This window comes from Allobosea sp. P4_C6 (assembly GCF_056402015.1).
Genome location: NZ_JBFUIF010000018.1, coordinates 60,526 through 78,897 on the forward strand (window position 1 = coordinate 60,526; position 18,372 = coordinate 78,897).

Annotated in this window: 22 protein-coding genes; 5 read left to right on the forward strand and 17 right to left on the reverse strand. The window is 67.8% G+C overall.

All coding sequences use genetic code 11. The features are described 5' to 3' along the window. Window positions 1-13: 13 nt before the first annotated feature. From AC1DVA_RS15020 to AC1DVA_RS15055, 8 genes are read right to left on the reverse strand one after another with little or no spacing between them, the layout of a single operon-like run. Complete coding sequence (locus AC1DVA_RS15020; protein ID WP_476806376.1) at window positions 14-652, reverse strand: phage distal tail protein, Rcc01695 family; 639 nt, start codon at window positions 650-652, stop codon at window positions 14-16. Between the two features lie 12 nt (window positions 653-664). Further along, complete coding sequence (locus AC1DVA_RS15025) at window positions 665-1,258, reverse strand: phage tail tape measure protein (RefSeq protein WP_476806377.1); 594 nt, start codon at window positions 1,256-1,258, stop codon at window positions 665-667. 36 nt (window positions 1,259-1,294) lie between these two features. Beyond that, on the reverse strand, window positions 1,295-1,492 hold the full coding sequence (locus AC1DVA_RS15030) for a rcc01693 family protein (RefSeq protein WP_476806378.1): 198 nt from the start codon (window positions 1,490-1,492) through the stop codon (window positions 1,295-1,297). Next, window positions 1,489-1,833: a gene transfer agent family protein gene (locus AC1DVA_RS15035; protein WP_476806379.1), complete on the reverse strand. Its 345-nt coding sequence runs from the start codon at window positions 1,831-1,833 to the stop codon at window positions 1,489-1,491. Before AC1DVA_RS15035 ends, AC1DVA_RS15030 begins: the two co-directional genes overlap by 4 nt. Window positions 1,834-1,843: 10 nt before the next feature. Beyond that, on the reverse strand, window positions 1,844-2,254 hold the full coding sequence (locus AC1DVA_RS15040) for a phage major tail protein, TP901-1 family (protein ID WP_265052495.1): 411 nt from the start codon (window positions 2,252-2,254) through the stop codon (window positions 1,844-1,846). 19 nt (window positions 2,255-2,273) lie between these two features. Then, window positions 2,274-2,684, reverse strand: coding sequence for a DUF3168 domain-containing protein (locus AC1DVA_RS15045; RefSeq protein ID WP_476806380.1), 411 nt, complete (start codon window positions 2,682-2,684; stop codon window positions 2,274-2,276). Continuing rightward, the gene (locus tag AC1DVA_RS15050; RefSeq protein WP_476806381.1) at window positions 2,681-2,986 is read right to left on the reverse strand and encodes a phage head closure protein; all 306 of its coding nucleotides are present in this window, start codon (window positions 2,984-2,986) and stop codon (window positions 2,681-2,683) included. Before AC1DVA_RS15050 ends, AC1DVA_RS15045 begins: the two co-directional genes overlap by 4 nt. Before the next feature lie 36 nt (window positions 2,987-3,022). Continuing rightward, window positions 3,023-3,592 carry a head-tail connector protein gene (locus AC1DVA_RS15055; protein ID WP_476806382.1) on the reverse strand — a complete coding sequence of 190 codons (570 nt, stop codon included), beginning with the start codon at window positions 3,590-3,592 and terminating at the stop codon, window positions 3,023-3,025. An 81-nt stretch (window positions 3,593-3,673) separates the two neighbouring features. Between AC1DVA_RS15055 and AC1DVA_RS15060 the strand changes: the two genes are divergently transcribed. Both AC1DVA_RS15060 and AC1DVA_RS15065 read left to right on the forward strand, forming a co-directional pair. Continuing rightward, window positions 3,674-4,450 (forward strand): S1 family peptidase, encoded by a 777-nt coding sequence (locus AC1DVA_RS15060; protein WP_476806383.1) that lies wholly within the window; start codon window positions 3,674-3,676, stop codon window positions 4,448-4,450. A gap of 59 nt (window positions 4,451-4,509) precedes the next feature. Next, window positions 4,510-5,355 carry a S1 family peptidase gene (locus AC1DVA_RS15065; RefSeq protein ID WP_476806384.1) on the forward strand — a complete coding sequence of 282 codons (846 nt, stop codon included), beginning with the start codon at window positions 4,510-4,512 and terminating at the stop codon, window positions 5,353-5,355. Between the two features lie 6 nt (window positions 5,356-5,361). On the opposite strand, the gene AC1DVA_RS15070 is transcribed toward AC1DVA_RS15065, so the two are convergent. The 8 genes from AC1DVA_RS15070 to AC1DVA_RS15105 form a co-directional block, all read right to left on the reverse strand. Beyond that, window positions 5,362-6,621, reverse strand: a complete 1,260-nt coding sequence (locus tag AC1DVA_RS15070; protein WP_476806385.1) for a phage major capsid protein — start codon at window positions 6,619-6,621, stop codon at window positions 5,362-5,364. A 23-nt stretch (window positions 6,622-6,644) separates the two neighbouring features. Continuing rightward, a complete protein-coding gene (locus AC1DVA_RS15075; protein ID WP_476806386.1) occupies window positions 6,645-7,151 on the reverse strand; it encodes an HK97 family phage prohead protease in 507 nt (168 codons plus the stop codon). 172 nt (window positions 7,152-7,323) lie between these two features. Then, on the reverse strand, window positions 7,324-7,524 hold the full coding sequence (locus tag AC1DVA_RS15080; protein WP_265052487.1) for a hypothetical protein: 201 nt from the start codon (window positions 7,522-7,524) through the stop codon (window positions 7,324-7,326). Then, window positions 7,521-8,702 carry a phage portal protein gene (locus tag AC1DVA_RS15085; protein ID WP_476806387.1) on the reverse strand — a complete coding sequence of 394 codons (1,182 nt, stop codon included), beginning with the start codon at window positions 8,700-8,702 and terminating at the stop codon, window positions 7,521-7,523. The genes AC1DVA_RS15080 and AC1DVA_RS15085 overlap by 4 nt, the downstream gene beginning before the upstream one ends. A gap of 148 nt (window positions 8,703-8,850) precedes the next feature. Continuing rightward, on the reverse strand, window positions 8,851-10,152 hold the full coding sequence (locus tag AC1DVA_RS15090) for a DNA-packaging protein (RefSeq protein WP_476806411.1): 1,302 nt from the start codon (window positions 10,150-10,152) through the stop codon (window positions 8,851-8,853). Further along, window positions 10,115-10,492: a hypothetical protein gene (locus AC1DVA_RS15095; RefSeq protein WP_476806388.1), complete on the reverse strand. Its 378-nt coding sequence runs from the start codon at window positions 10,490-10,492 to the stop codon at window positions 10,115-10,117. Before AC1DVA_RS15095 ends, AC1DVA_RS15090 begins: the two co-directional genes overlap by 38 nt. A 159-nt stretch (window positions 10,493-10,651) precedes the next feature. Further along, window positions 10,652-11,233 (reverse strand): LOG family protein, encoded by a 582-nt coding sequence (locus tag AC1DVA_RS15100; protein ID WP_265052484.1) that lies wholly within the window; start codon window positions 11,231-11,233, stop codon window positions 10,652-10,654. Continuing rightward, complete coding sequence (locus AC1DVA_RS15105) at window positions 11,230-12,612, reverse strand: M20/M25/M40 family metallo-hydrolase (protein WP_476806389.1); 1,383 nt, start codon at window positions 12,610-12,612, stop codon at window positions 11,230-11,232. The genes AC1DVA_RS15100 and AC1DVA_RS15105 overlap by 4 nt, the downstream gene beginning before the upstream one ends. Before the next feature lie 186 nt (window positions 12,613-12,798). On the opposite strand from AC1DVA_RS15105, the gene AC1DVA_RS15110 reads away from it, so the two are divergent. Next, a complete protein-coding gene (locus AC1DVA_RS15110) occupies window positions 12,799-14,142 on the forward strand; it encodes an Nramp family divalent metal transporter (RefSeq protein ID WP_265052482.1) in 1,344 nt (447 codons plus the stop codon). 9 nt (window positions 14,143-14,151) lie between these two features. Here the strand turns inward: AC1DVA_RS15110 and AC1DVA_RS15115 are convergent, their stop codons facing one another. Beyond that, window positions 14,152-15,693, reverse strand: coding sequence for a helicase HerA-like domain-containing protein (locus AC1DVA_RS15115; RefSeq protein ID WP_265052481.1), 1,542 nt, complete (start codon window positions 15,691-15,693; stop codon window positions 14,152-14,154). A 153-nt stretch (window positions 15,694-15,846) separates the two neighbouring features. Here AC1DVA_RS15115 and AC1DVA_RS15120 point away from each other — a divergent pair, with 153 nt between their 5' ends. Together AC1DVA_RS15120 and AC1DVA_RS15125 are read left to right on the forward strand one after the other, a co-directional pair. Then, window positions 15,847-16,233, forward strand: a complete 387-nt coding sequence (locus AC1DVA_RS15120; protein WP_476806390.1) for a DUF2267 domain-containing protein — start codon at window positions 15,847-15,849, stop codon at window positions 16,231-16,233. A 159-nt stretch (window positions 16,234-16,392) separates the two neighbouring features. Beyond that, complete coding sequence (locus AC1DVA_RS15125) at window positions 16,393-18,369, forward strand: methylmalonyl-CoA mutase subunit beta (RefSeq protein ID WP_476806391.1); 1,977 nt, start codon at window positions 16,393-16,395, stop codon at window positions 18,367-18,369. The last annotated feature ends 3 nt before the right edge of the window (window positions 18,370-18,372 follow it).

Sequence of the window (18,372 nt, forward strand, 5' to 3'; positions counted from 1 at the left end):
GAAAGACAGTCGCTCAGGGGATGATCTCGACGACAGGAATGCGTGGGATCTCGCCGGCCTCGAAGGCGGAGAGATCGACCTCGATCGCGTCGATGTCGAACCGGACGGGCACATCGAAAGCGAAGCCAGCCGTGATCACGGCGGCAGGCGGCGGGATCGCACCGGGCGGGAAGGTGACGCGCCCGGTCGCCAGGTCGCAGGCGAGCGCCCCCGCCATCTGCTCGACTCCATCAAGCGCGATCCGCACGGTGCCGCCGCAAGGCTTGGCGATCATGCGGCTGTATGCCGATGCGCCCGAACCATAGGCCTTGCAGAGCTGGAACACGGCGGTAACGCCGTCGCCGGTTCCGATCATCTGGTCCATAGCTGCCGGGGCGTGCGATGGCGGGCAGCTCTTCCAGTCGAGTTGGTCGCGCCAGCGGAAGCCGTAGAGCCTGCCGCGGCGCTCCTCGAAGAAGCTCACCACCGCCGCCAGCGCGTCGAAGCTGCGGACACCGAGCCCGGCATCGTAGCGACGCCGTGAATGGGCCCAGCGGCTGTTGCGGACCTCGCGACCGGAGGCGAGCGTGACGATCTGGGTCTGGCGCTCCGGCCCCCCGCGCGCACCGCGGGCCACATCGAGCGGAAAGCGGACCTCGTGAAAATCTACCATGCCGTCGCTCCCTCAGAGTGCCCGGTTGCCGCGTGCGACGGCGCGGGCAATCGCGGCCGAGACCTGCGCTTCCGAGCGGCGGAAGCTGTCTGCATCGGGCGTCGAGACCTGCACGACGACGCTGAGTGGACGCGATGCCCCACTCCCGGCCCGCACGCCAAGGCGCCCGTCCGGGCCGCGCGAGAGCGGCATGATCGCCTCGGCACCGCGCTCGCCCATCAGGCCGAGACCGCGCCCCGTCGGAAAATATGAGGGGGAGGAGACAACGCCGCCCTCGGCAAAAGCCTTGACGGGAACGCTTCCGCCCATGGAACCGAAGCTGACGCCGCTGAAGAGACCGGTGAGGGTTTTGATGCCTGTTCCGAGCAGGCTGGAGAGCCCGGTCTGCAGTGGTTTCAGCGCCGTCTTCAGCAGGCTGTCGGTCATCGAACGGCCGACACTGCGCAGCACATCCTCGAAGCGCTTGCCCTCCACGATACCACGCGAAAACGCATTGATGATCGATTTACCAAAGCTTTCCGAGGATTTACTCAGAGACTGAGTCAACTTGTCCATCGACTGAAGATCGGACAGACGGGTGGAATCGACGCTTTCGTCGCTGGCCATGGTCATCCTCTTGAGAAAATGCTTGAAGACTCTGCGTCAGGCATCTGGATAGGCAGCCATCAGCGCCGCCAAGGTGACGCGCTCCGTCGTGCCGCCTGCGCCGCCACGCTGCGCCTTCAGCGCTGCTGCGATCTCGCGCGGCGTCGCCGCCCAGAACTGCTCCGGAGGCCAGGCCAAACGTCCAAGCCCGAAGGTCATTACCTCCTCCCAGGGAAAGGCCGCCGGCGCCGTCACAGCTCCGGCGGCTGCGGAGGGTGGGCGCCCTGCCCTTCGCCGAAGGTCGCTTCGAGCAGCGCGATCGCCGCCTTGATCGCGCCGTTCAGCCCGCCGTCGAACGAGAGGTCCGCGACGTCCTCGTCGCGGATCGCCTTGCCAGCCCCCCGCAGGCCGGCAGCGATGATGCGGATGATGTCGCGGGCCGAGAGACGGCCGTCGACGAAGAGCTCGCCGAGAGCCGGCAAGCTGTCGACGGCAAAGGCCTGCTCGAGCTCGGCGAGAGCGCCCAGCGTCAGCCGCATCGGCAGCGTCTCGCCGGCCACCATGAGCGCGGTCTCACCGCGATGACGATTGACCATCCCCGCCTCCCTAAAGTGCTGCGAAGGCCAGCAGCCCGGCCGATTCCAGCGAGAGGTCGAAAGTGACCTCGCCGGCATGGTCGCCGCGATATTCCAGGCTCGTCAGCTGGAACGGGCCTGTGATCGCCCCGAAATCTGGCACGATGACCTGCCAATCCCGGATTGCGCCATCGAAGAACACCTGGCGCACCAGAGCGTCGGAGGCTTCATCCTTGAAGATGCCGGCGCCGCTGATGCTGGCGCGGCGCACGCCGGCTCCGGCCAGCAATTCGCGCCAGCGCCCGGCCGATTCCGAATGGGTGACATCGACGGTCTCGGCGTTGAACGCGATCTGGCGTGCCCTCAGGCCCGCCACGGTGACGAAAGCGCCGGCGCCATCTGCTGCCTTGAGCAGCAGATCCTTGCCCTTCTGTGCCGCCATGCAGCTTCTCCTTCCACGATCAGAGTGTTTCGGTGACGGCGCGGAAGCGGATCGTCACAAAGCTGAGCCCGTTGCGGGGCTCGCGGGCGAGCCGGCTGGAAAGCCAGCGCAGATTGACCAGTGTGTGCCCCTCGGGGGCGAGTTCGGCGTCATCGAGCGCGCTCACGATCAGGCCCGCCGCCTCCAGCGCCTGGCGCGACGAACCGCTCTGGGCGGCCCAGACGACGAGAGCGAGCTCCTGTTCGCAGCCGCGGTCGCTGCCGGTCGACCAGTCACGCGCGTCGACCTCGCCATGAACGACATAGAGCCCGCGCGCCGCACGCGGCGCCTCGTCATGGACACGCCCCGGGCCGATCAGCGCGGTCAGCGCGGCGTCGGCCGCCAGACGGGTCTGGATCGCCGCGCGCATAGCCAGGATAGCGTCGCTCATGGCTTCACCTCCTCGACCAGGCAGACGAGGCGCCGGCGCGAGCCATCCGGATCGGCGACCGCGCGGATGTCGAAGATGCGGTCGCCGTCGCGCAGCCGCTTTGCGGCATCGACATCGCCGCGCCAGCGCAGGGTCACGCGATAGGTTGCGCTCTGCTCCGGGCGCCCCTGGCGCCATTGCTCCGCGCCGGAGACCCATTCGAGCTGCGCCCAGAAGGCCGCCACCGTCTCGAAGGCCTGCGTCGCGCCGCCGATGCCGTCCGGCGTCGTGACCGGCGCCTCCAGAAGGAGCCTGCGCCTCAAGCGACCAACCGCGGCAGATGCAGCGTTCGCCATGGCTCAAAGCCTTCCGCGGCGGAATGGCGCGACCAATGCGGCGATCGCGCCCGGCAGCGCCCGCGCATCGCGGCTGGCGACATCGCCGCGTTCCTCGAACCAGGGGGCCGCCAATCGCAGCACGGCCTGGCGCCGCGGAGCGGGAACGGCGGCGGCGGTCTCTCCGTAGCCGGCCATGACATCGATTTCGATGGCGCCGTGATCGCGGCCGATCTCGGGCACCTCTGCGGTCAGGCGGATCACGGGCGGGTCGGCGCTCCTGTCGAGCGTCAAGGCCGCTTCGGCCACCGTCTGCGCTGCGCCAAGCATGTCGTAGACACGGGCCGCTTCAATCCGCGCGATCGGCGACAGCGGCATCCGGATCTCGCCCTTGGCGGGCCAGCGATCCAGCACGATGCGCCAGCGCTGCTCGATCAGGCAGCGGCCGGCCGCCGCCTCTATCATCAGCCTGGAAGCCGTGAGCAGCGTGGAGAGCAGTTCGTCCTCGTCGCCCTGGTCCAGGCGCAGGAATTGCCGGGCCTCGGTGAGCGTCACCGGTTCCGTCGCTGGTGGAGCCAGGGCAAGCGGCGTCATGATCGTCCCCTTCGAAGTGTCTGAGAGGTTCATTTGCGGGGCGCGGCGCGCTATCAGCGTTCCCTGGAAAAGGAGCGCCCGATGCGCATCGCGAACTGGATTGTCGCCGCCGGACTTGGCTCCATTGCCTGCGGGCTTGGAGCCCCACCGGCAGAAGCCGTCGTCGGCGGGCGCGAGGGCGGGCCGGCCGCCAGCTCGACATTGATGGTGCTCAACGCACGCGGCGGCGTGTGCAGCGGGATCGTGCTGTCGCCGCGCGCCATCCTGACCGCGGCGCATTGCGCAGCTGGCGGAACCGAGTTGCGCATCCATTGGCGAGAGGCGAGCGAGCCCGTTCTGATCGCGCCCGCATCGGTCGGCCTGCACCCCGAATTCGACGCCGGCGCGATCCGCAACCGCCGGCGGTCGATCGATCTCGCCCTGATCCGGCTGGCCGAGCCTTTGCCGGCGCGTTTCGCGCCTGCCGATCTCGTCGATGGCTCGCTGCCACGTGCAGGCAGTCCGGTGACGCTCGCGGGCTATGGCGTGGCGCGCGAGGGCGAAGCCCGCAGCACGGGAACCTACCGATCCGCCGCGCTGATGGCTGTCGAACCCTATGGCCCCGGCCGCATCCTGCTCTGGGCCGCGGATCCGGCCGGTGCCGGCAAGCAGCCCGGCGCCAGTGCCTGTCAGGGCGATTCCGGCGGGCCCATCTTCGCCGATGGGGGAGTCAGCGCCGTCACCAGCTGGTCGACCGGTCCGAAGGGCCGCAGTTGCGGCCTTCTCAGCCAGGGCGTTCTGGTGGCGCCGCAGCGGCACTGGATCGACGCGACGCTGTCGCAATGGGGAGAAACGGCGCGCTGGTCGAAGGGCCGGTGAAAACGCTGGACTGCGCCGCACCACCTCCTAGATTGATCTGCCATTCACTGGTTCGCATCATGACCCTGCGCTCGCTGTCCGCTTTCGCGTTTTCTCTGGTCGCCGCCGTGACGGCACAGCCTGCCCTTGCTGTGGTGGGCGGCGTCGACTCGCGCGATGCCCAAGGCGCCCGCGCCTGGACGGTGCGAGTGGAAACCAGCCGCGGCGAGCTCTGCTCGGGCGCGGTGATCGCCCCGGAAATCGTGCTGACCGCGGCCCATTGCCTGATGGGTGGCGGCTCGATCAGCATCGTCAGCCTCGATTCCCGTTTCCGGGCACGCCGGCAGCTCGTTGTCGCCGTCCTGCCTCATCCGAGTTTCGTGCCCGGCACGACACCGCGCACGCAGCCCGGTACCGACCTCGCCTTGCTGCGTGTGGCGCAGCCGCTGCCGCAGGATATCGAACCGCTCACCCTGGGCGGCGGCCTCTGGCAAGGCGAGACCCTGACCATGGCGGGCTACGGCCTCTCGGCCGAGAACAACAAGCGCACGGCCCGGCGCCTGCGCGAGACCCAGTTGCTCAACGCCGGCAACTACACGACCCAGAACACGGTCAAGGTCGCGGTCGATGTCGAAGCGCGCGGCGAATCGCCCGGTGCCGGCGCCTGCAGGGGCGATTCCGGCGGCCCGGTGCTGCGCGGCCCGCCCCGCTCGCGCGATCTGGTCGGGATCGTCAGCTGGTCGAGCGGGCCGCTCAACACGCGGGCTCGCCTCATCTGCGGCGGCTTCACCGCGATCACCCCCGTCAGCGAGCACAGCAGCTGGATTTCGGAAGGCAGCGCCCGGCTGCTCTCGTTCGGAAGCGAGACGCGGCCGGACGAAGCGTCGCAGCCGCGTGCCGCCTTCAGCTGGTGGTTTTCGCGCTGACCGGCGTCAGACCGCGAACTTCAGCCCCTTGATCGCGGCGAAATCCTGGACGCCGCCACCGACGCGCTTGGTGGTGTAGAACAGCACATAGGGCTTGGCGGAGTACGGATCGCGCAGGATGCGGACCCCGGCCCGGTCGACGACGAGATAGCCGCGCCGGAAGTCGCCGAAGGCGATGGAAACCGCGTTGTTGGCGATATTGGGCATGTCCTCCGCCTCAGCCACCGGGAAGCCGAGCAGCGTCGCCGGCGCGCCGGCCGAGGCCGGGGGCTGCCAGAGATACTGACCGCTGGTGTCCTTGAACTTGCGGATCGCCGCCTGCGTCTTGCGGTTCATGACGAAGGAGGCGTTCTGGCGGTAGCCGGCCTTCAGCGCATAGACCAGATCGACCAGCACATCCGAGGGGTTGGAGGCCGGGAAGGCGCCGGCGACGCCGGAGTTGAGCACGCCGATATTGCCCCAGCTCCAGCTGGCGTCGGCAATCGTCGGAAAGGCGAGGAAGCCCTTGGGCTTGTCGATGCCGTCGCCGTTGACGAAGGCGGCGCCCTCCTGCTCTGCGAAGGCGTGTTCGACCTCTTCCGCGATCCACTGGTCGATATTGACGATCGCATCGTCGAGCAGCGTCTGCGTCGCAGCCGGCATGGCATAGAGTTCCATGGCCGGGAAGGACAGTTCCGCCAGCGTCGGCGAGCCGGCCTGCGGCCGCGCCGCCGTCTCCGCCACCCAGCCGGAGGCCGGGCCGGTGGTCGAGAATGCCTTCTTGTAGGTGCCGGAAGAGATGGTCCGCACCGTCGCCAGGGAGCGGATCGGCGAGACATTCGCCAGGCGACGCAGAATCTCGCCTTCCACCGTGGAAGGCGCGAGATAGCCACCATCCGGGCCGGAGCCGGCCGACAGCGCCTTGGACTCGAGCCGTTTCAGGCCACCCGCCTCGCCGCTGCGGACATAGGCCGCGAAGGCCGCCTTATGCTCGGCGACGAGCGGATCGCGATGGCCGCCCTGATGACCGCTTTCATGGCCGAGCGCCGGACGGGCGCGGTCGAGCGTCAGGCGGTCGATGCGGCGCATCGTGTCGTCGAGCGCGGAATCGAGCCGTACGAGCTTCTCCTCGGTCAGCGGATCCGCACCGTGGCGGGCTTCGATTCCCGCAAGGCGCTCGTCATTGGCGGCGCGGTAGCTTTCGAGCGTGTAGCGCAGGTCTTCGAAGGCGAGCGTCAGGTCGGCGCCGGACGCCTTGGTCTCGGGGGCGTGGTCGAGATGGGTCATGGATTTTCCTCGGGGGTGAAAGGTCAGGCGAAAGCCGGCGCGCGGAAGGCCGTCTTGACGGCGCTGATGCGGGCCTGCGGCAGCATCGGGAACGTGACGACCGAGACTTCCCAGAGATCGACGCGTTCCAGCCGGCGCAGCCCCGTCCGGGGCTCGTTGCGCGCCTTCTCGGGGCGGAAACCGATCGACAGCCCGTCGACGGCGCCTTCCCGCATCAGCGCATGGATCTCGCGGGCGCGGGCGACGGCGAGCGAAATCCTGCCGCGTACGAACAAGCCCCGGCTGTCCTCGATCAGGCTGAGCCAGCGTCCGATCGGCTCCGCCGGATCATGCTGCCAGAGCAGCTTGATGCCGGATGGTCCGCGACGGAACAGGCTGTCGCGGAAGGCGCCGGGTTCGACCACGTCCTTGCCGAGATCGGGGATGCGAAAGAGGCTGGCATAGCCCTCGAAGCTGCCGTCGGGCGCGATACGCGAAGGTTGCAAAGGCAGGAGCTTGGATTCGAGCGGCAGGCGGAACGGCGTGTTCATCGGCCGCCCTCGCCGCCCTTGCCGGCCTGCGGGCGCCCGCCTTCGAGCTTCGACAGATTTCGCACGAAGCTGCTGAAGGTGTCCGCCGTCACGCCGCCGGGGCGCGCCTTGGCGGGTTGTGCCCGGCCAGCGGGCGGCCGTTTCGACGGCGGTCTCGCATCATTGGTGCCCCTCAAGACTGATCCCCCTCATGGCGTGCGTTGAAACGGTTGAGCTCGCGGACGAAATCGTCGAAGCGGCGATTGGCTGCCGTCAGCTCGCGCAGGACGATCCAGGCGAGGCCTGAGGCGCTGGCGGCCCAGAGCAGCAGGCCGAGATGGCCGACATCGGCCCGGCCGACGAAGGCCGTGACGATCTGGTCGAGCATGTTCATGATTGCTCCTTCCCCGAGGCACGCCGGCCGTAGCCGACGGCCTCGCGTTTCTCGTCATCGTCGAGGAAGCTTGCGGCGCCCAGGCGCCGCCAGAGCGACTCCCGCTCGTCTGCCAGCGCTTCCACGGCATCGAGGTCGGGCTCCAGCATGAGGTCGTCCCCGAAGGCGGGCCCAAGCCATTGCGCCAGGGACTGCGCGGTGCGCTTCACCAGCGGGATCACCGTTTGCCGCCAGAGCGCGCGGTTCGCCTCGGCGAAATTGGCGCGCGTGTTGTCGCCGGGCAGGCCGAGCAGCAGCGGTGGCACGCCGAAAGCGAGCGCGATCTCGCGGGCCGCGACACCCTTGGCCGCGACGAAATCCAGCTCCGCCGGTGTCAGCGACAGCGGCTTCCAGTCGAGACCGCCCTCGAGAAGCAGCGGCCGGCCGGCATTTCGCGCGCCCTGGAAGGACTCTTCCAGCTCCTGCTTCAGCCGCTCGAACTGCGCCTCGGTCAGCGTCGCGCCTTCCGGCCCGTCATAGACCAGTGCGCCGGAGGGCCTTGCGGCGTTGTCGAGCAGAGCCTTGTGCCAGTTGCTGGCGGCGTTGTGGATATCGAGGGAGATGGCTGCGGCCTCGATGGGCGAGAGGCCATAGTGGTCGTCGACCGGGTGGAACTGCGTCAGATGGAGGATGGGCGGCAACCCGGCCTCGTCCTGCCGGAACCGCACCGTGTCGCCGCCGACCGTATAATCGTAAGCTTCCGGCCAGCCGTCGCGGCCGGGCACCACCCGCATCCGGTCCGGCCTGAGCGCATAGAGCTCGCGCGGTTCCCGCCCGGTGCTGACTGCCTCGACATAGGCGTTGCCGGCGACGAGCAGATGGCCGAACAGCATGTCGCGGAAGGCGATGCCGCCCTGGCGCGGATTGGGCCGCTCGATCAGTGCGAGCGCCGGATGGTCCGGCATCTCGCGGGACCCGACCTTGGCGATGAGCGGGGTCTGGGCCGCCGCCTCGGCGATCAGCCGGACACAGCGATGCACCACCGGGTTGCGCTCATAGCCTTCGCGCGACAGCGCGACGTAGTCGCGCGGCGTCCAGACCGCGCGCCCGGCTTCATGCAGGGCAATCAGCGGCCCGACGCGCGAACGCTTCTGATCCGGCGCGGCATGCCCGCGCAGGCTGCGAAGGAAATCGAACATGGAGATCTCGCTTTTGGAGCGTGAAATGAATTGGCGGCGTAACCAGCCGTCATGCTCGGGCTTGACCCGAGCATCTCGGAAACCAGCATTCTCCCGTCGCGGAATTCTCGGGTCAGCGCCTTCCGGCGCCCGAGAATGACGACTGGGGCTACATCCCCCTCACCCGCGGCCTGCCCTTCGCCGCGAGCATCAGATGGGTCAGCGCCCAGACGAGTGCGTCGAGCCGGTCGGGCGAGCGCCCGCTTTCGAGGCCACCCGGGCCGAAGGCGCACATCTCGTCCTCCAGCTCGGGAAAGGCGCCGGCATGCCGGACCCGGCCCTGCGCATAGAGCGCCGCCACCGGCTCGGCCCTCAGATATTTGCCCCGCGTCGCCCTGACGGAGACGACAGGAACGCCGGCATCGACCTCACGGATGATGCTCCCGACCATTTCGCCGCCCTGGTTGACCTCGACGACCAGCGCATCCGCCTCGTGCCGGTGATAGAGCGCGACGGCCTTTTCGGCCCATTCATGCGGCCTGGCGCCGGCGAGCGTCGCATCTTCCAGCACATGGCCGATGCCGTTGCCATCGATGCCCGCCACCACCAGCCCGCACCGGTCGGCCCGCTGCGAGGAGGAAGCCGGCGGATCGACCGCGACGGCGATCCGGGCCAGCGAAGCAGGCTGTCCTTCGCGGGACGCCTCGATCATCGCCCGCGTCCAGAGTGCGTCGGGGCTCTCCTCGACGATCTCGCCGTCGAGTTCCTGCCGGCCGAGCCGCGTGCCGCCATAGGTTTCGGTGACGGTGCGCACGAACTCGGCGGCCAGGTTGAAATGGTTGTCCTGCGTTCTCGCCCGGCTGACGGCGACGTGCGGGTCGGTCAGGAGGCGCTTTATCAGCGGCACCGGCCGCGGTGTCGTCGTGACGATCTGACGGGGATGATCGCCAAGGCGCAGTCCGAACTGCAGCATGTCCCAGCACTCCTGAAGGTTCGGCCATTTCGCCAGTTCGTCGGACCAGGCGGCGCCGAACTGCGGGCCGCGCAGCCCTTCGGGGTCTTCGGCGGAGAAGACCTGCGCGATCGCACCGGTCGGCCATTGCAGGCGGCGCAGCGAGGGCTGCCAGGTCGGCCGCTCCCAGCGCGTGTGGATCGACAGCAGCCCGGAGACGCCCTCGATCATGACGTCGCGGACCTGCCCTTGCGTCTCCCCGACGAGGGCGATCCGCCCGGTGGGCTTGTCCGCGAAGGGGGGATGGCCCAGCGCCATGCCCTTCACCCATTCGGCACCGGTGCGCGTCTTGCCGGCGCCCCGGCCGCCGAGGACGAGCCAGATCGGCTTGGGCGGCTCGGTAGGCCGTTGATCGATACGCGACCATATCCGCCAGAATTCCTCCAGGACGGGCAGGAGCTCCGGTTCGAACGTGTGGAGATTACCCTTGATCAGCCTCGCCCAGCTCGCGGCGGGCAAGAGCTTCAAGGCGTCGAGCAAGCTCCTGACGGAGCTGTGCGACATGTCGCAGGCCGTCAGCGGCAGAGAGTTCATCAGTCTGCTTGTCCCTCTTCACGGCCTGCGGCTCCTCGATCGCGACCAGCTCGCGGACCGTGCGGGCGAGCGTCGCCAGCGCCTTGGCGTCGGCCTCGCTCGCGGTTGCCCCTTTCGGCAGATCGGCAAGATGCTCCTCATGCGTGTCGAGCTGGCGCTTGGCGGCCCGCCAGAGCTGGCCCACCACCGCCTTGCGGGAGATCGAGGGCTTCTTCGGCTTCTGCGCCGGCACAGCCGGCGGGGTATCGCTATCGTCTTCGGCCATGTGTTCCTTCCCGAATGGCGGGCACGAAAAAGCCGCCGGCTGGGGAGCGCGGCGGCTTCGTTCGGGCACATTTCGTGAGCGTTCCTGATCTCTACCCGATCAGCGTCACGATGTCAAGACAATATTCCTACAACCTTTGAGCGCATTCGCGGGGCGAGATCAGGCCTGCTCCTTCTCGATCCATTTATAGGTCGCGGCCGGGACGTAATTCTCCATGCGATCGAGCAGCGTCGCCGGTTCGGTATCGGTCATCGCCATCGCGCGATGGCTCTGCTTCAGAAATCCCGCTTCGACGGTCTGGTCGAGGAAGGTCGCCAGCGGATCGTAGAAGCCGGCGATATTGAGCAGGCCCAGCGGCTTGGCGTGGATACCGAGCTGGCCCCAGGTCCAGATCTCGAACAACTCCTCGAAGGTGCCGATGCCGCCGGGCATGGCGATGAAGCCTTCCGACAGGGCCGCCATCCGCGCCTTGCGGGTGTGCATGGTGTCGACGATTTCGAGCCGGGTCAGCCCGACATGGCCGACCTCCTTGTCCTTCAGCGCCTTGGGAATGACGCCATGGACCTCGCCGCCCGCCTCCATCGCCGCATTGGCGACGACGCCCATCAGCCCGACCGCGCCGCCACCATAGACCAACGTCAGGCCACGCCGGGCGATTTCCGCCCCCATGGCGCGGGCACCGGCCGCAAAGACCGGATCATTGCCCGGATTGGAACCGCAGAAGACGCAAACCGATCTCATGAACCCAGAGCCTGCAAGATGCGGGCCCAGGAGCGCTGGCCCTTGTGGAAGGAGGAGAGATCATATTTTTCGTTGGGCGAATGAACCCGGTCGTCGTCGAGGCCGAAGCCGACGAAGAGCGTGTCGATGCCGAGCGTGCGCTTGAAGTCACCGCCTACAGGGATCGAGCCGCCGCTGCCGATCGAGACGACGCGCCCGCCCCACTCGTCGGCAAGCGCCGTGCGGGCCTTCTGGAGCACCGGCGAATCCGTCGGCACCGCCAGAGCCGGGGAGCCGGAATGGCCGATGAACTCGGCCGTGACATCGTCCGGCAGGCGGTCGCGGACGAACTGATGGAACGCAGCCGCAATCTTGACCGGGTCCTGATCGCCGACGAGGCGGAAGGACACCTTGGCCGAGGCCTTGCCGGGGATGACGGTCTTGCTGCCCTCCCCGGTATAGCCGCCCCAGATACCGTTGACGTCGCAGGTCGGGCGCGACTGGATCTGCTCGATCAGCATGCGCCCGCGCTCGCCGATGGAGTGCTTCAGGCCGACCTGACCGAGGAATTCCTTCTCGGTAAGGCCAAGATCGGCCCATTCCGCCTTCTGGGCGTTGGTCGGCTCATGGACGCCGTCATAGAAGCCGGGAATGGTGATGCGGCCGGCTTCATCGTGGATTTCGGCGAGAATCTTCGCCAGCATATGGATCGGGTTGGCTGCCGCGCCGCCGAACAGGCCGGAATGCAGATCGCGATCGGCCGCGGTCAGCGTCACCTCCTGATAGACCATGCCACGCAGGGTCGAGGTGATCAGCGGCGTTTCGCGGTCCCACATGCCGGTGTCGCAGACGAGGGCGTAGTCCGCCTTCAGTTCGGCGGCATTGGCCTTAATATAGCCCGGCAGGTTGACCGAGCCGGATTCCTCCTCGCCCTCGACCAGGATCGTCAGGCCGATCGGCAGGTCGCCGGTTTCCGCGAGCGTCGCGCGAATGGCCTCGATGAAGGTCATGACCTGGCCCTTGTCGTCGCAGGCGCCGCGCGCCGAGATGACCTTGCGGCCCGGTTCAGGCTCGCGGACCACGGGCTTGAACGGATCGGTGTCCCAAAGATTCAACGGATCGACCGGCTGCACGTCGTAGTGACCGTAGAACAGCGCATGCGGGGCACCGGGCTTGGGCCGATGAGCCAGAACGACGGGATGGCCGCCGGTTTCGCGCAGCTCCGCCTTGAAGCCGAGCGATTCCAGATCGGCCCTCAGCCATTCTGCGGCGGCGCGCGTCTGCGCGTTGTAGGCTGGGTCCGTGCCGATCGAGGGAATTTCCAGCCAAGAAGACAGGCGCGCGAGCGAGGCGTCGAGCCCATCGTCGAGACGGGCGAGAATGGCGGGAAGCTTCGTCATGACAACCATCGGATGCGATTCAGGTGACGGCATCATGGCAAGCCCCCGTGCGGGCGTCAGCCCACAATCGTGCATTGCCGCCCGGCCCTTCCGCAAGCTCTAATTGACAACGCTTCGCAACTGCATTGACAGGGCCCAAGGCGGCAGATACTCCTTATTGCGAACAAGTTGCAGCAAGGTCCCATCATGTCGCAAGGCGCCCCGGAATCCACCTCGATCTGGCTTCGATCCCGGGGTGAGCCCTCGCTGACGGACGTCTTCCGAACTGTCGCCGTGACGCCGAACTCGTCGTCCTGGCGCAAGTTCCTGGCCTTCTTCGGACCGGGCTATCTCGTCGCCGTCGGCTATATGGACCCCGGCAACTGGGCGACCTCGCTCGCCGGCGGCGCTCAGTTCGGCTACACCCTGCTCGTCGTCGCGCTCGTCTCGAACATGATGGCGATCATCCTGCAGTCGCTTTGCGCGCGTCTCGCCATCGCCACCGGCCGCGACCTCGCCCAGGCCTGCCGCGACGCCTATCCGCCCTATATGTCCTGGCCGCTCTGGCTGCTCGCCGAGCTCGCGATCTGCGCGACCGACCTTGCCGAGGTGATCGGCACGGCGATCGGCCTCAACCTGCTCTTCGGCATCCCGCTCGAGATCGGCGTCCTGATCACCGCCTTCGACGTATTCATCATCCTGTGGCTGCAGACGCGTGGATTCCGCTGGATCGAGGCCTTCATCATCACGCTGCTCGGCGTCATCGCCGTTTGCTTCGGTATCCAGATCGCCCTTGCCGACCCGAACTGGGGCGAGGTGATCCGGGGCTTTGCGCCAACCACGGAGATCGTGACCAACCCGAACATGCTCTACATCGCGCTCGGAATCATCGGCGCGACCGTGATGCCCCACAACCTCTACCTGCATTCCGGCATCGTGCAGACCCGCGCCTATGGCGAGACGCTGCCGGAGAAGCGCGAGGCCCTGAAGTTCGCGACGATCGACTCGACCGTCGCGCTGTGCTTCGCGCTGCTGATCAATGCCTCGATCCTGATCCTGGCAGCCGCGACCTTCCACAAGGCCGGACACACCGATGTCGCCGAGCTCGGCAAGGCGCAGGAACTGCTGCAGCCGCTGCTCGGTGCCTCGATCGCGCCCTCGCTCTTCGCCATCGCCCTGCTCTGCTGCGGTCTCAACTCGACCGTGACCGCGACCATGGCCGGGCAGATCGTGATGGAGGGCTTCCTGCGTATCCGGCTGCCGGCCTGGATGCGGCGACTGGTGACGCGCCTCGTCGCCATCGTGCCGGCGATCGCGGTCACGCTGATCTATGGTGAGGGGCAGACCGGGAAGCTGCTCATCCTCAGCCAGGTCGTGCTCAGCCTGCAATTGCCGTTCGCGGTGGTGCCGCTGGTGATGTTCACCGCCTCGAAGACCAAGATGGGCGCGCTCGTCGCACCGCGCTGGCTCAGCCTAACCGCAGGCTTCGTCGCCGCGGTCATCATCGTGCTGAACCTCAAGCTGTTGTTCGACCTCGCGACCGGCGCGTGATCGAAGGCCTCAGCGCTTGCCGCCGGACATCGAGCCGAGGATGCCGCGCAGGATGGCATTGCCCACCTGCCGGCCGATCGAGGTCGCGGCCGAACGGGCGGCCGAGGTTATGACCTTCTCGGCCATGCTCTGCGGCAGCGGGCCACCGCGGCTGCCGGGCCCCGATTTCGGGCGCTGCTGGGGCGTCCCTCCGCCAAGCCAGCCGCCGATCGTGTCGAGAATGCCGCCTCCCCCAGTCGTCGACGCCTCGATGGCCGAGCCGTCCGGATTGAGGTTCTTGCGCTTCATCAGCTCTTCATAGGCCGACTCCCGGTCGACCATGGTGTCGTACTTGCCCTTCTCGGGCGAACCGTTGATCGCCTGCTGGCGCTGCTGCGGCGTGCAGGGGCCGACCTGGGCCATCGGCGGCGCGATCAGAGCGCGCTCGACCATTTCCGGCGAGCCCTTGCCCTCCAGCATCGAGATCAGCGCCTCGCCGACGGCGAGCTGGCTGATCGCCTCTTCCGTCTTGATCTTGGGGTTCTGGCGGAAGGTCTCGGCAGCGGCACGCACTGCCTTCTGGTCGCGCGGGGTGAAGGCACGCAGCGCGTGCTGGACGCGGTTGCCGAGCTGGGCCAGCACCGTATCGGGGATGTCGAGCGGGTTCTGCGTGACGAAATAGACACCGACGCCCTTGGAACGGATCAGCCGGACGACCTGCTCGACGGCCGTGAGCAGCGCCTTGGGGGCGCCGTTGAAGAGCAGATGGGCCTCGTCGAAGAAGAAGACCAGCTTGGGCTTGTCGAGGTCGCCGACCTCCGGCAGTTGCTCGAACAACTCCGACAGCAGCCAGAGCAGGAAGGTCGCGTAAAGCCGCGGATTGTTCATCAGCTTGTCGGCGGCGAGGATGTTGACGATGCCGCGGCCGTCGCGATCCGTCTTCATCAGGTCGTTGATGTCGAGCGCCGGCTCGCCGAAGAACAGGTCGCCCTTCTGGTTCTCAAGCACCAGCAGCGCGCGCTGGATGGTGCCGACCGTCGCCGAGGTGACGTTGCCGTATTTCGTGGTCAGCTCCTGCGCGTTCTCGGCGATGAAGGCCAGAATCGCGCGCAGATCCTTGAGATCGAGCAGCAGGAGCTTCTGCTCGTCGGCGATGCGGAAGGCGATGTTGAGCACGCCCTCCTGCGTGTCGTTGAGATCGAGCAGGCGCGCCAGCAACAGCGGGCCCATCTCCGAGATCGTGGCGCGGACCGGGTGGCCCTGCTCGCCGAAGACGTCCCAGAACACCGTGGTGAACTGGTCCGGCTCGTATTTCAGGCCGAGTTCCTTGGCCCGGTTGACGAAGGCGGGTTTGGAATCGCCCGGCGCGACGATGCCGGAGAGATCGCCCTTGATATCGGCGGCGAAGACCGGGACGCCGTTGCGGGCAAAGCCCTCGGCCATGACCTGGAGCGTCACCGTCTTGCCGGTGCCGGTCGCCCCCGTCACGAGGCCGTGGCGGTTGGCGAGCTTGAGCAGCAGGTTCTCTGGCTTGCCGCTCTTGCCGATCAGAATCGCGCCGTCATCCGCCATCGCATCCGCCTATCGAGTTCCGAACTGTCTCAGAAAGGATGTAACCAAACGCCGCAGAAGGCGGAAGCCCGTGGCCGTTGGAATCAGATCGTAAATATGTAAACTATTTTTCGAAGGCTTCGCGGCGAAGCCGTTGGCGAGGGGTTTTGCGAGATGGAAGAACTGATTACGCGGGTCGCTGCGGCGTCCGGGCTGAACGAGGAACTCGCCCGCAAGGCGATCGGCATCATCCTCGCCTTCCTGCAGAAAGAGGGTCCGCCGGCCGAGATCGGCCAGTTGATGGCCGCGCTGCCGGGCGCGCAGGATCTCGCCAACGCCGAAGGCGGCGCCAAGGGCGGCCTGCTCGGTGCCGTCGGTGGCCTGATGGGCGGCGGCGGCGGCGTCATGGCGCTCGGCGGCCAGCTGATGGGCGCCGGCCTGTCGATGGGCCAGATCCAGAGCGTCTCGAAGGAGATGTTCGCCGTCGGCCGCGAAAAAGCTGGCGAAGACGCGATGGGCGCCATCGTCGGCGCGATTCCCGGCCTCGGCCAGTTCGTCTGACGGATTCGGCCGTCGCAGCACCGTCTTCGGATGGCGCTGCGACGGCATTTTTGTATTCCTGCACCTGCCTTGCGACGAAGTAGGGATGGCGGTGCGTGCGCGCCCATGGCAATCAGCGCTCCACGGCTGCACATTGTGCGGAGAGGAGCATCGGCGCGCATGAATTCGGTTGCCCCATCCGACCTGCCTTATCTCGACGCCTTTCCGGCGCCGTCCGGCGACGCTTGGCGCGCGGCGGTCGACAAGGTTCTGAAGGGCGCCGATTTCGAGAAAAAGCTGGTTGGCCGCACTGCCGACGGCATCCGGATCGAGCCGCTCTACCCTGCTGCCACTCCCGCCGGCCGCGCCTTGCGCGGCGAGGCTGGGCGCTGGCGGGTCGCGGCGCGGATCGACCATCCGGAGCCGGGCCAGGCCAAGGCGATCGCACTGGCAGACCTCGAAGGCGGCGCCGATACGCTGACCATCAGTTTTGCAGGCGCGCGGGCGGCGCGCGGCTACGGTCTCGTCGCCGACGATGTCGCCGCGCTCGATACCGCGCTCGACGATGTCATGCTCGATCTCATCCGCCTGCGGCTCGATCCCGCGCCGCAGGGGCGCATCAACGCCCTTCTGCTCGCCGCTCTGATCGAGAAGCGCGGGCATGCGCCAGCCGATCTTTCCGTAGAATTCGGCCTCGATCCGATCGGCGTTCTCGCCAGCCACGGCTCCCTCGGCGCACCCTGGCCCGAGATCGGCCGCCGGCTCGCCGGTACGATCCGCGCCCTGCAGGAACGCGGTTTCACGGGGCCGTTCATCGCCGTCGACAGCCGCCCCTATCATGAGGCCGGTGCCAGCGAGGCGCACGAACTCGGCGCGATGCTGGCCACCGCCGTCGCCTATCTGCGCGCGCTCGAAACGCACGGGCTGACACTCTCCGAGGCCCGCGATGCGATTGCCTTCACCCTCGTCGCGGACACAGACGAGTTTCTGGCGGTCGCGAAGTTTCGCGCTGCCCGGCTGCTCTGGAACCGCGTCCAGCAGGCCTGTGGGCTGACGCCGAAGCCCGTCACGATCCATGCGGAGACCGCCTGGCGCTCGCTGACCAAGCGCGATCCCTGGGTCAACCTGCTGCGTGGGACCATCGCCGCCTTCTCCGCCGGAGTCGGAGGCGCCGACTCCCTGTCCGTCCAGCCCTTCACCGCCGCGCTCGGCCTGCCCGATGTCTTTGCTCGCCGCGTCGCCCGCAATACGCAGCTCATCCTGCTCGAAGAGGCCAGTCTCTGGCGCGTCGCCGATCCGGCGGCAGGGGCCGGCGGCTTCGAGGCACTGACGCAGGCGATCTGCGACAAGGCGTGGCAGGCATTCCAGGAGATCGAGCAACAGAGCAGCGAGGGCTTGCGCGGCATCGTCGCCGGGCTCGCCAGCGGCCAGATGCAGAAGACCCTCGCGGATCAGCGGGCAAGCCGGGCAAAGGCCATCGCCACGCGCCGGGAGCCGATCACAGGCACCAGCGAGTTCCCCAATATCCGCGAAAACGCCGTCGCAGTGCTCGCGGTCGCGCCGGTGGAATCGTCCAAGCTTGCGTCCAAAGGCAACGCCGCCGAGCAGAACCAGGGCGAGCTCATCCGCCCCTTCGTCGATGGCGCCGGCAGGGCGGAGGCCCTGATCGCCGCCGGCGAAAGCCTGCGCGCAGAGCCCCTGCCCTCGCTGAGACTGTCGGAGCCGTTCGAGATCCTGCGCGACAGGGCAGATGCCTTGCCGCAGCGCCCCGTCGTATTCCTCGCCACGCTCGGCCCGATCGCCGATTTCACTGCACGCGCCGGCTTCGCCCGTAACCTGTTCGAGGCCAGTGGGCTCGCCGCGCCTAGCGGGGACGGTTTTGCCAGCGACGGCGCCACCGATCTCGACGCGCTGGTCGGCGGCTTCCAGGCCTCGGGCGCGAAGCTAGCCTGCCTGTGCGGCAGCGACGCCGCCTATGCCAATGAAGGCGCCGCAGCCGCCGAGGCACTCGCCAAGGCCGGCGCGACCGTCTGGCTCGCCGGGCGCCCTATCGAGAGCGAAGCCGCGTTGAACAAGGCCGGCGTGTCCTCGTTCGTCTTCATGGGTTGCGACGTGGTCGAGACGCTCGAACGCGCGCAAGCCATCGCGACCGCCTGACCG